The organism is Actimicrobium sp. CCI2.3 (genome assembly GCF_035019065.1).
Taxonomy (GTDB): domain Bacteria; phylum Pseudomonadota; class Gammaproteobacteria; order Burkholderiales; family Burkholderiaceae_D; genus Actimicrobium.
On record NZ_JASJWR010000005.1, the window covers coordinates 1 to 12,189 of the forward strand.

Annotated in this window: 10 protein-coding genes; 3 read left to right on the forward strand and 7 right to left on the reverse strand. The window is 59.9% G+C overall.

Translation table 11 applies throughout. The features are described 5' to 3' along the window. Positions 1–312: 312 nt before the first annotated feature. The 5 genes from secF to queA form a co-directional block, all read right to left on the reverse strand. Positions 313–1,251, reverse strand: coding sequence for a protein translocase subunit SecF (gene secF, locus QN370_RS04215; protein WP_322126462.1), 939 nt, complete (start codon positions 1,249–1,251; stop codon positions 313–315). Next, on the reverse strand, positions 1,251–3,125 hold the full coding sequence (gene secD / locus QN370_RS04220; RefSeq protein ID WP_322126461.1) for a protein translocase subunit SecD: 1,875 nt from the start codon (positions 3,123–3,125) through the stop codon (positions 1,251–1,253). Before secD ends, secF begins: the two co-directional genes overlap by 1 nt. A gap of 94 nt (positions 3,126–3,219) precedes the next feature. Next, entirely contained in the window at positions 3,220–3,501 is a 282-nt protein-coding gene (gene yajC, locus QN370_RS04225) for a preprotein translocase subunit YajC (RefSeq protein ID WP_322127213.1), read from the reverse strand. A gap of 117 nt (positions 3,502–3,618) precedes the next feature. Next, positions 3,619–4,746, reverse strand: coding sequence for a tRNA guanosine(34) transglycosylase Tgt (gene tgt / locus QN370_RS04230; RefSeq protein WP_322126460.1), 1,128 nt, complete (start codon positions 4,744–4,746; stop codon positions 3,619–3,621). Beyond that, the gene (gene queA, locus QN370_RS04235) at positions 4,739–5,764 is read right to left on the reverse strand and encodes a tRNA preQ1(34) S-adenosylmethionine ribosyltransferase-isomerase QueA (RefSeq protein ID WP_322126459.1); all 1,026 of its coding nucleotides are present in this window, start codon (positions 5,762–5,764) and stop codon (positions 4,739–4,741) included. The genes tgt and queA overlap by 8 nt, the downstream gene beginning before the upstream one ends. A 105-nt stretch (positions 5,765–5,869) precedes the next feature. On the opposite strand from queA, the gene recG reads away from it, so the two are divergent. The 3 genes from recG to ubiA all read left to right on the forward strand — a co-directional run bounded on the left by recG (position 5,870) and on the right by ubiA (position 10,610). Then, positions 5,870–7,969 carry an ATP-dependent DNA helicase RecG gene (gene recG, locus QN370_RS04240; protein WP_416172114.1) on the forward strand — a complete coding sequence of 700 codons (2,100 nt, stop codon included), beginning with the start codon at positions 5,870–5,872 and terminating at the stop codon, positions 7,967–7,969. Positions 7,970–8,788: 819 nt separating this feature from the next. Then, entirely contained in the window at positions 8,789–9,736 is a 948-nt protein-coding gene (locus QN370_RS04245) for a LysR substrate-binding domain-containing protein (RefSeq protein ID WP_322126458.1), read from the forward strand. Positions 9,737–9,755: 19 nt separating this feature from the next. After that, positions 9,756–10,610: a 4-hydroxybenzoate octaprenyltransferase gene (gene ubiA, locus QN370_RS04250; RefSeq protein ID WP_322127211.1), complete on the forward strand. Its 855-nt coding sequence runs from the start codon at positions 9,756–9,758 to the stop codon at positions 10,608–10,610. Positions 10,611–10,617: 7 nt separating this feature from the next. Here ubiA and proC read toward each other — a convergent pair whose 3' ends face one another. Next, a complete protein-coding gene (proC, locus tag QN370_RS04255; RefSeq protein ID WP_322126457.1) occupies positions 10,618–11,457 on the reverse strand; it encodes a pyrroline-5-carboxylate reductase in 840 nt (279 codons plus the stop codon). Beyond that, the gene (locus QN370_RS04260; RefSeq protein WP_322126456.1) at positions 11,447–12,151 is read right to left on the reverse strand and encodes a YggS family pyridoxal phosphate-dependent enzyme; all 705 of its coding nucleotides are present in this window, start codon (positions 12,149–12,151) and stop codon (positions 11,447–11,449) included. Before QN370_RS04260 ends, proC begins: the two co-directional genes overlap by 11 nt. Positions 12,152–12,189: the final 38 nt, after the last annotated feature.

Genomic DNA, 12,189 nt, shown 5'->3' on the forward strand with positions numbered 1-12,189 from the left:
GGTTACTTCTTTTTGGCGAAGCAAAAAGAAGTGACCGGCTGCCGGGCCGCCCCCGGCTAGGTCATGACGAAGCGCATACAGAATTAGCTACCGCAGTCGGTGCATTCGGTGCAATGCCCTTCGGTTATTGCACCGTACGGGCGGCACCCCACCAGGCCATCGCGCCCCGTCGACGATTTTTTGCGTAGGGTGCAATAACCGAAGGGCATTGCACCAAGGCCGCACTGCACATTACGCCAGCTGTTCCAACAAAAAAGCCTTCCGGACACCACTGTCCGGAAGGCTTTTTTACGGCATCAGCACCACAGCGACTTACACCACCGCACCATCCGTCTCATCTTTTTCCTTGATCGGCTTGATCAGGTCTTCACGTTTCACGCCAAGCCACATTGCCACCGCAGCAGCCACGAATACCGACGAATAGATACCGAAGCAAATACCAATCGTCAACGCCACCGCAAAATAATGCAGCGACGGGCCACCAAACAACAGCATGGCCAGCACCATCATCTGCGTCGAGCCGTGCGTGATGACGGTGCGCGAAATCGTGCTGGTGATCGCGCTGTCGATCACTTCGACCACCGTGGTCTTGCGCTGGATGCGGAAGTTTTCGCGGATACGGTCGAACACCACCACCGATTCATTGACCGAGTAGCCCAGCACCGCCAGCACTGCGGCCAGCACCGTCAACGAAAACTCCCACTGGAAGAATGCGAAGAAGCCCAGGATGATGATGACGTCATGCAGGTTGGCGATAATGGCCGAGACGGCGTATTTCCATTCGAAGCGGATCGCCAGGTAAATCATGATCCCGACAATCACCATCGCCAGCGCCGTCAAACCGTTTTGCGCCAGTTCCGCACCGACCTGCGGGCCGACGTATTCGACACGACGAAGTTCGACATCGGCATTGCGCAGTTTGAGCGCGTCGAGCACCTTGCCACTTTGCTGGGCGGTATTGACACCCGGTTGCGACGGCAAGCGAATCATCACGTCTTCGGCCCTGCCGAAACTCTGTACCTGGTTATCGGCATAACCGAGTCCCTCGACGGTCTTGCGCACCTGTTCGATATCGGCCGGGCTCTTGTAGCTCACTTCAATGAGCGTACCGCCCTTGAATTCGATCGAAAAATGCAGACCGTTATAGAACAGGAAGAACACGGCCAGCACGAAGGTGACTGCCGAGATCGCGTTGAAGACCAACGCATGCCGCATGAACGGTATGGTTTTTTTGATGCGAAATAATTCCATTACAGTTCCTTCTTTGCTGGTTCCGGCTTCCAGATCGTACCGATCGACAGGCTGGTGAGTTTTTTCTGACGGCCGTACCAGAGGTTGGCAAGGCCACGCGAGACAAACACGGAAGAAAAGATCGAGGTCAGGATACCGAGACAATGGACCACAGCAAATCCGCGGATCGGCCCGGAACCAAAGATCAGCAAAGCCAGACCGGCAATCATCGTCGTCACGTTCGAGTCAATAATGGTGGCCCAGGCGCGATCGAAGCCGATCGAAATCGCCGCTTGTGGAGAATTTCCGTTACGCAGTTCTTCGCGAATACGTTCATTGATCAGCACGTTGGCATCGATCGCCATACCAAGTGTCAATGCGATAGCAGCAATCCCCGGCAGGGTCAGTGTCGCTTGCAGTGTCGACAGCAGCGCCACCAGCAGCAACAGGTTGACCGACAGCGCGACCACGCTGAACACACCGAACAGCATGTAGTAGATCACCATGAACACGGCAATCGCAGCGAAACCGTATTTGGTCGAATTGAAACCTTTGGCGATATTCTCGGCACCCAGTTGCGGACCGATCGTGCGTTCTTCGACGAAGTCCATCGGCGCGGCCAGCGAGCCGGCACGCAACAGCAATGACAGATCGCCAGCCGCTTCAGGTGAGCCCATGCCGCTGATCTGGAAACGCGAGCCGAGTTCGTCACGAATCGTCGCCACGGTCAGGACTTCGCCCCGGCCTTTTTCAAACAGCACGATAGCCATCGATTTGCCGACCTTGCCACGGGTGGCGTCGCGCATCTTGCGACCGCCATCGCCATTGAGGTCGATGCCGACGGCAGGTTGCTGGTTCTGGTCAAAACTGGCGCTGGCGCTGGCGATGTAGTCGCCGGTGATGATGGGCTCCTTGTACAGCACGACCGGTACGCCTTTGCCGACCTTGAACAGTTCGGAATTAAACGGGATGGCAGCGGTTTCTTCGGTGCCGCGCGAGACGGTTTCATCGACCATGCGCACTTCGAGCGTAGCCTGACGACCGATGATGTCCTTGGCACGACTGACGTCCTGCACACCCGGCAACTGCACGACGATGCGGTCCGCACCCTGACGCTGGATGATCGGCTCAGCCACACCGAGTTCATTGACGCGCCGACCGAGGGTGGCGATGTTCTGGTTGACGGCATCATCCTGCGCGGTTTTCAGCGCCGCTTCCTTGAGCGTGATGATCAGCTTCGGATTGGCGGCGTCGGTGCCATCGGTGAGCAGGATGTCCGGCATTTGCGATGCGAGGATTTCCTTCGATGCATCACGCGATGCGGCATCACGGTACGCCACTTCGATTGCATTGCCGTTGCGGCTAATACCGGAGTGGCGGATATTTTTGTCACGTAACTCGGTCCGCACGCCGCTCTGCAATCCCTGCAGGCGCTTGGCGAGGACGGCACGGGTATCGACCTGCAACAGAAAATGCACACCGCCACGCAAGTCCAGTCCCAGGTACATCGGGAAGGCATGCAGGCTTTGCAGCCATTGCGGGGTGTTGTGCAGCAAGTTGAACGCAACCAGATAGGTCGGGTCCGTTGGATCGGCATTGAGTTCTTTTTCCAGCAGGGCCTTGGCCTTGAACTGGGTATCGGGATCGGTAAAGCGGGCCCGGACCGAGCCTTGCGTGCCAGTGACTTCGTAGTACAGGCCGGTCGATGGCAAGCCACCTTTTTCCAGGATGTCCTGTACGCGCGCGAGTGCGCCGGCTTCCAGCTTGAAGGTGGCCTTGCCACTGCTGATCTGTACGGCAGGGGATTCGCCAAAGAAGTTCGGCACGGTGTAGATGACGCCGAAGATCAGCGCGACACCGATGATCAGGTATTTCCAGAGAGGATAGCGATTCATGATTAGGCGTTCGAATGCGTTCGGTGATAAGCGGCAGGCGCCGAAACAGGTCGGTGCGATGACGATGCCATCGCAGGCATCGTCATCGAAAGACTTACAGCGACTTGATCGTGCCCTTTGGCAGCAGCGTCGAGACCGCGCCTTTTTGCACCAGTACTTCGGTGCCGTCGGCGATCTCGAGGGTCAGGTAGGCGTCGGTGACCTTGGTCACTTTGCCGAGGATCCCGCCGGAGGTGACGACTTCATCGCCCTTGGCCAGCGCATCCATCATTGATTTCTGTTCTTTCTGACGCTTCATTTGCGGACGAATCATCAGGAAATACAGCACGACGAACATCAGGATGATAGGCAAGAAACTGGTCAGGTTGCTGCTCATGTTGCTGCTCAGGCCGAGGCCATCCAGAGGGCTTTGCGCGTAAGCGTTGGTAATGAACAAGGTGGTCTCCAAAGGTTTCGTAAATTGAACGGCATTCTAGCATCGGCTTTGCCCGCTTCAACTGCCGCGTGCGCGCTCTGCGTGAAATAGCGCAACGAAAGAAGCGAACGTGCCCGCGTCGATCGCATCGCGCATGTCCTGCATCAGTTGCAGGTAATAGTGCAGGTTATGCACGGTATTCATCCGCGCACCGAGGATTTCGCCAGTCCGTTGCAGGTGATGCAGGTAAGCCCGCGAAAAATTGCGGCAGGCGTAGCAGCTGCAGGTCTCGTCGAGCGGACGGGTATCGTCCTTGTGCTTGGCGTTGCGGATCTTGATGTCGCCGAAACGCGTGAACAGCCAGCCATTGCGCGCATTGCGGGTCGGCATCACGCAATCGAACATGTCGATACCGTTGGCCACACCGGCGACCAGATCTTCCGGCGTACCGACGCCCATCAGGTAATGCGGCTTGTTGGCGGGGAGCTTCGGACCAACATGGGCCAGCACCCGCATCATGTCTTCTTTCGGCTCGCCGACCGACAGGCCACCGATGGCGATGCCGCCAAAATCGATCTCATTCAAGCCGGCCAGCGACTCGTCGCGCAGGTGCTCGAACATGCCACCCTGCACAATCCCGAACAAGGCATTCGGGTTTTCGCCCTCCACGAATTCGTTGTGCGAGCGCTTGGCCCAGCGCAATGACATCCGCATCGAGGCAGCCGCTTCGGCATCCGTGGCCGGACGGCCATCGATTTCGTAGGGCGTGCATTCATCGAACTGCATGACGATATCGGAGTTCAAGGCGCGCTGGATCTGCATCGAGATTTCCGGCGACAGGAACAGTTTGTCGCCATTGATCGGCGATGAAAACTTCACGCCCTCTTCGCTGATCTTGCGCATCGCGCCCAGCGAAAACACCTGAAAACCACCCGAATCCGTCAGGATCGGTTTGTCCCAGCCCATGAATTTATGCAGCCCGCCAAACTTGGCGATGACCTCGATGCCGGGCCGCAGCCACAAGTGGAAGGTGTTGCCGAGCACAACCTGGGCATTGATCTCCAGCAGTTCGAGCGGCGACATCGCCTTGACCGAACCATAGGTCCCGACCGGCATGAAGATCGGTGTCTCGATCACGCCATGGTTGAGGGTGATGCGGCCGCGTCGTGCATGGCCGTCGGTTTTTAAAAGTTTGAAATCAATCATGATCGATACAGGTAAGGAACATCGCGTCGCCGTAGCTGAAGAAGCGGTACTGCTGCGCAATCGCATGGGCATACGCGGCGCGAATCGCGGCGTAACCGGCGAAGGCAGAAACCAGCATCAGCAGGGTCGACTTGGGTAAATGGAAATTGGTGATCAGGCGCGTCACGGTCTTGAAGCGGTAACCGGGCGTGATGAACAGGCGGGTGTCGGCACTGCCGGCGACCAGTTCGCCCGTTTGCGAGGCCGACTCCAGTGCACGCAGACTGGTGGTGCCAACGGCGACCACGTCGCGACCGGCCGCACGGGTTGCCCGCACCGCATCGACGGTCGCCGCTGGCAGCGTGTACCACTCGCTGTGCATCGCATGTTCGGCCAGCACCTCGGTACGCACCGGCTGGAACGTGCCGGCACCGACGTGCAGCGTGACGAAGGCAAAATGGATGCCGTGTTCGGTCAGCTTGTCGAGCAGCGCCTGATCGAAATGCAGCCCGGCCGTGGGTGCCGCCACCGCACCCGGCGTGCGCGCGTAGACGGTCTGGTAGCGGGTTTCATCGAAGGCATCGGCAGCATGGTCGATGTAGGGCGGCAGCGGCAAGCGGCCGTGGGTCTCGATCAGCTCGAACACATCCGACGGAAAGGTCAGCGTGAAAAACTCGCCGGCGCGGGCACCCACGGTCACGTCAAACGCGTCCGCGAGGCGCACGATGCTGCCGGCCACCGGCGACTTCGACGAGCGGATCTGCGCGTGCACGGTGCGCGCATCGAGCACGCGCTCGACCAGCACTTCGACCTTGCCGCCGCTGTGCTTGTTGCCAAAAAAGCGGGCTTTCAGCACGCGGGTATCGTTAAATACCAGCAAGTCACCAGGAGTGAGCAACGCGACGAGTTCGGCGAACTGCCGGTCGACGAGTGCGTCGCCGTCGAGCTGCAACAAGCGCGAGGCGCTACGCTGGGCCAGCGGGTGTTGGGCAATCAATGATTGCGGCAAATCAAAATCAAAATCGGAAAGTGAATACATGCGTGGGATTGGTGGTGTACTGGTTACGAATCAGGGCGGGAACTGCTAAGGTTGCGGATTTGCATACTCGCAATCAACCCGCCATTTTACGCTGAGCCGACTCTCTTGACGCCTGAACTGCCCGCCGCGAAGCGAAAGCCCGCCAAGCCCACCACCACCGCCCAAAAAATCGAGAACAAACTGGCGCGACTGGGCCTGCACACCGACATGGATCTGGTGCTGCATTTGCCGATGCGCTACGAAGACGAAACCCGTATCGTGCTGATCCGCGAGGCGTCGTTCATGGGCGGCCAGTCGGTGCAGGTCGAGGGCTTGATCACGGCCTGTGAAGTCCAGTACAAGCCGCGCCGCCAGCTGGTCGTCACGCTGGCCGACGAGACCGGGCAAGTGACGCTGCGCTTTCTGAATTTTTACGGCAGCCAGCTCAAGCAAATGGCCGAGGGCAACCGGGTGCGCGCACGGGGCGAACTGCGCCACGGTTTTTTCGGACCGGAGATGGTCCATCCGCTCTACAAGATGGTGCTCGAAGGCGCGCCGCTGCCGGTCGCGCTGACGCCGGTCTATCCTAGTGGCGACGGCTTGCCGCAAACCTATTTGCGCAAGGCGATCACGAGTGCGATGGCGCGCATCAACTGGCGCGACACGCTCTCGCCAGCGTTGCTTGAAGCGCTCGACCTGATGCCGTTTGAAGCGGCGGTGCGCCTGCTGCACAACCCGCCGCCGGAAGTCGATGACAGCGCGCTCGAAGACCGCTCGCATCCGGCCTGGGTGCGGATGAAGTTCGACGAATTGCTGGCGCAGCAGTTGTCGCTCAAGCGTGCGCAGGTCGCGCGTCGCGCCAAAGGTGCGGCGCCGCTGCCGGTGATCGGCGCGCTGTCACTGGCGTTCCAACGCGTGCTGCCGTTTGCGCTGACCGGCGCGCAGCAACGCGTGCTCGACCAGATTCGCCACGACTTGCAGGCACCGTTTCCGATGCAGCGTCTGCTGCAAGGCGACGTCGGCAGCGGCAAGACCGTGGTCGCCGCGCTGGCTGCTGCGCAAGCGATTGACAGCGGCTTCCAGGCGGTACTGATGGCACCGACCGAAATCCTCGCCGACCAGCATTTCCGCAAGATCGCCGGCTGGCTGGAACCGCTCGGCATCGAGGTCGTCTGGCTGACCGGCAGCCTGAAAAAAAAGGCCAAGCTCGCTGCCAAAGAGCGTATCGAATCCGGCACCGCGCAACTGGTGATCGGCACCCATGCGTTGATTCAGGACGATGTCGTCTTCGCCCGGCTCGGGCTGGTGATCGTTGATGAGCAGCATCGCTTTGGCGTTGGCCAGCGCCTGACCTTGCGTAACAAGGGCCTCGGACTGAGCGACGGGCTCGATCCGACGCAGATCGTGCCGCATCAGCTGATGATGTCGGCGACCCCGATTCCGCGCACGCTGGCGATGACTTATTACGCTGACCTCGAAGTCTCGGTGATCGACGAACTGCCACCCGGCCGCACGCCAATCGTCACGCGCGTGATCGACCAGAACCGGCGCGACGAGGTGATCGAGCGCGTGCACGTGGCCGCGCTCGAAGGCCGCCAGGCGTACTGGGTCTGTCCGCTGATCGAAGAATCCGAAGCCCTGCAATTGCAGACCGCCACCGACACCCATGCCACCTTGTCAGCGGCCCTGCCCGACTTGCAGGTCGGCCTGGTCCACGGTCGTCTGAAGCCGCAGGAAAAACAGGCGGTGATGGACGCCTTCACCCGCGCCGAGATTCAGGTACTGGTAGCCACCACCGTCATCGAAGTCGGCGTCGACGTCCCGAACGCCTCGCTGATGGTGATCGAACATGCCGAGCGTTTTGGCTTGTCGCAGCTGCACCAGCTGCGCGGCCGGGTCGGACGCGGCAGCGCCGCCAGTGTGTGTTTGCTGCTGTATCAAAGCCCGCTGGGGCAAGTCGCCAAGCAGCGTCTTGGCACAATGCGCGAAACAACGGACGGCTTTGAAATCGCCCGACGCGACTTGCAGATTCGCGGACCGGGCGAATTTCTTGGTGCGCGGCAATCCGGGCAAGCGATGCTGCGTTTCGCCGATCTGGAGACCGACCAATGGCTGGTCGAACAGGCACGCACCGTGGCGATGGACCTGCTGCGTGACGATCCGGTGACGGTCGAAATGCATCTGGCGAGATGGCTGGGCGCGAAGGAAGAATTTCTGAAAGTGTAGTTGCGGGGAGATGTGAGAAACTATGGTGGATATTACTGAGCGGTAGTCGCTGGGATTGGCGTTGAAGTGGCTGTTGAGATTGACCTGTTGCGCATTGAGACAGTTGCCCGGTGCATTCGGTGCAATGCCCTGCGGTTATTGCACCCTACGGATTGCAGTTGAAGTTGAAGTTGAAGTTGAAGTTGAAGTTGACCTGGCCGTTGATCTTGACCTGTTCCGCATTGAGACAGCTGCCAAAAACGGTAGTCAGGCAAGGGATAAGAGGGGCGCATGTCTGAGCGAAGCGAGTTTGCGACCCTCCCCTTGACTGGCTAACGTTTTTGGGAACCCGAAGGGCAGCAGTCTCGCGGTCGCCTTTTTCTTGGTTACTTCTTTTTGGCGAAGCAAAAAGAAGTAACCGGCTGCCGGGCCGCCCCCGGCTAGGTCATGACGGAGACGCAGCCACGCAAGCAACCGCAGCAGGGAAATTGGATGGCAAGTGCTCCGAATCCGCAACCAGGGTCAGAGTAATTTTCGCGATAAAGCCTGCGAAAAAAAACTCTGACCCTGGTTGCTGCCAGCAGCGGCGCGCGGCCATCGCCAAACCTGCCGGAAGCAGGAACCAGAATCAGCTACCGCAGACAGTGCATTCGGTGCAATGCCCTGCGGTTATTGCACCCTACGATTGAACGGGCAACAGCAGCAAAGCAACTAAATAGTCCGAACTCCGTAACCCGCAAGCAGGGTCAGAGTAATTTTCGCGAACCCCCTGCGAAAAAAACTCTGACCCTGGTTGCTAGCTGCGGTGATCCACGATCACCGCAAAAACCGAACCGACCCATGACCCTCACCGAACTCAAATACATCGTCGCCGTCTCCCGCCAAAAACACTTCGGCCACGCCGCCGAATCCTGCTTCGTGGCCCAACCAACCTTATCGGTCGCCATCAAAAAGCTCGAAGACGAACTCGGCGTCATCATCTTTGAACGCGGCGGCAGCGAAATTTCGATGACACCACTGGGCGCACTCATCGTCGCCCAGGCCGAGCGCGTGCTCGAGCAAACCGCAGCGATCAAGGAAATCGCCAAGCAGAACAAGGACCCGCTGGCCGGTCCGTTCCGGCTAGGCATCATCTACACGATTGCACCGTACCTGCTGCCGCCGCTGGTCAAGACCATGATCACCACCGTGCCGCAAATGCCGCTGATCCTGCAAGAGCAATTTACCGTCAAGCTGCTGGAAATGGTGCGCCAGGGCGAACTCGACGCCGCCATCATTGCGCTGCCGTTCAACGACAGCGGCATGTCGGTCCAGGCGCTGTACGACGAACCGTTTGTCGTCGCACTGCCCGCCCATCATCCGTGGGCCAGTCGCGACCTCATCTCCTCGGAAGAACTGAAAACCGAAAACATGCTGCTGCTCGGAAGCGGCCACTGTTTCCGCGATCAGGTACTGGAAGTCTGTCCGGAGATGTCACGATTTGCGACCGGCAATGACGGGATTGCCCGCACCTTCGAGGGTTCGTCGCTGGAAACCATCCGCCACATGGTCGCCTCAGGGATCGGCATCACCGTCCTGCCGCGCGCCTCGGTCCCCGACATGCAAGCCGCCGATGGCCTGTTGCGCTACGTGCCGCTGGCACCGCCGGTGCCGTCACGCCGCGTCGTCATCGTCTGGCGCAAGAGCTTCACCCGACTGGCCGCGATCGACGCCATCCGCGCGGCGGTGCTGCGCTGCGAATTGCATGGCGTGTCGATGCTGCCGGACGCTTCTGCCGTCGACGGCTAAAACCATGAAGGAACTTATCATCCAGCGCCTCGCGCTTTACTTCCGGCTGGTCCGTCTCGACAAACCGATCGGTACCCTGCTGTTGCTGTGGCCGACGCTGTGTGCCCTGTGGCTGGCGTCCGATGGCCCACCGCACTGGTCGCTGCTGGGTATTTTTACGCTGGGGACACTGCTGATGCGCTCGGCAGGTTGCGCGATCAACGACTATGCCGACCGTGACATCGACCGCCATGTAAAGCGCACTGCCCAGCGTCCGCTGACCACCGGCAAGATCCGCTCCTGGGAGGCGCTGGTCGTCGCGCTGATACTGGTCCTGCTGTCCTTTGCCCTGATACTGCCGCTCAATCTACTGACCAGGCAACTGTCGATCGCCGCCGTACTGATCGCCGGCAGCTATCCGTACTTCAAGCGGTTTTTTGCGATCCCGCAGGCGTATCTCGGGATTGCCTTCGGCTTCGGGATACCGATGGCGTATGCCGCTGTGTTGAACACGGTACCGCCGGAAGCGTGGGTGCTGCTGATCGCCAATGTGTTCTGGGCCGTCGCCTACGACACCGAATACGCGATGGTCGACCGCGACGACGATCTGAAAATCGGCATCCGCACCTCGGCCATTACCTTTGGCCGCTATGACGTTGCCGCTGTCATGCTCTGCTACGCAGCGAGCCTGCTGCTATTCCTGGCCGTCGGCTGGGAGCAAGGCTTGCGCGGCTGGTTTGTCGGCGGTGTCGTGGTTGCTGCGGGTTGCGCGGTGTATCACTACAGGCTAATCCGCGAACGCCAGCGCGATGGCTGCTTCGCGGCATTCCGGCATAACAACTGGCTGGGCGCGGCGCTGTTTGCCGGCGTGGCGCTGGACTACCTGCTGGGCTGAGTCGACATCAGTCCACGCCCAACTCGTCACCGAGCGCCTTGCCGCGATCAGCGGCGGCTTTCATTGCAGTGATGATGGATTGCTTGACGCCGGCGCTTTCCATGCTGGTCAGTGCGGCGTAGGTCGTCCCGCCTTTGGACGTGACTTTTTCACGCAACACGGCGATCGGATCCGGCGATTGCGCCGCCAGTTGCGTGGCACCGGCAAAGGTGGACAGCGCCAGCGTCTTGCCCTGCTCTGCTGTCAGGCCGAGTTCCTGCGCAGCCTGCTGCATCGCTTCCAGAAAATAAAAGACATAGGCCGGGCCGCTGCCCGATACCGCTGTGACGGAATCAATCAGTGCTTCGTCATCGAGCCAGACTGTCGCACCCACCGCCTGCAAGACCGTATCAGCGATAGCGCGCTGTTCAGCCGAAACCCCGGCGCTGGCCACCATCCCGGTAATGCCCTGCGCAATCAGCGCCGGCGTATTTGGCATGCAGCGCACGATGGCTCCATGACCACCGAGCCAGCGCGATAAATCAGCCGAACGGATACCGGCTGCAATCGAGATCACCAGTTGATCCGTCAGGTGCGGTGCCAGCTGCAACGCCGCCTCTTTCATGTGCTGCGGCTTGACCGCCAGCAGGATCACCGCGCTGGCGGCCAGCGACGCATCCATCTGCGTCGACGTGCTGACACCGAATTGCTGCGCGAGCTTGCTCAGCGCGTCGGCATTCGGATCGACCACGTGTATGGTTGCCGCCGCGCCGAGACGCGCATGCAGTCCGCCGATCAGGGCATTGGCCATGTTGCCGCCGCCAATGAAACTCAGGGTTAATTCCGTGTGCTTGACGTCAGTGTGCATAGGTTCTTGCTCCAAAAATCGCGGAACCAACCCGCACGATGGTGGCACCTTCGGCAATCGCCGACGGCAAATCCGATGACATGCCCATCGATAGCGTATCCATCGGCAGGCCGGCCGCGCGGCATTGTTCAAATAGTGTGTGTAGCTGGCGAAATGCAGCACGCTGCTCGGCCACCACGGTGGTCGGCTCCGGAATGGCCATCAAGCCACGCAAACATAGTCGTGGCATCGCGGCAATCGCCTGCGCGACGACCAGCGCCTCGCTGGCTGGTACGCCGCTCTTGCTGGCTTCGCCGCTGATATTGACTTGCAGGCAAATGTTGAGCGGCGGCAGGTCGGCAGGTCGCTGGTCGGACAAGCGGCGCGCAATTTTCTCGCGCTCGACCGAATGCACCCAGTCGAATGACTCGGAGATCGGTCGGGTTTTATTGCTCTGGATCGGGCCAATGAAATGCCATTCGAGCTTCAGTTCAGGCTGCGCCAAGTGCACCGCCGCGATCTTGTCGAGCGCTTCCTGCAGATAATTTTCGCCGAAGGCACGTTGCCCTGCTGCGGCGGCATCCAGCACGACAGTGGCATCGAAGGTTTTCGAGACGGCCAGCAGCATCACCGCCTGTGGCGGACGGGACACGGCCAGGGCGGCGGCGGCGATGGCCGCATGGACAGCTTGCAAGTTATCGGAGATTACAGACATAATTGGTACTCAAAAGTGATGTCTAGCAGAAACTTAAT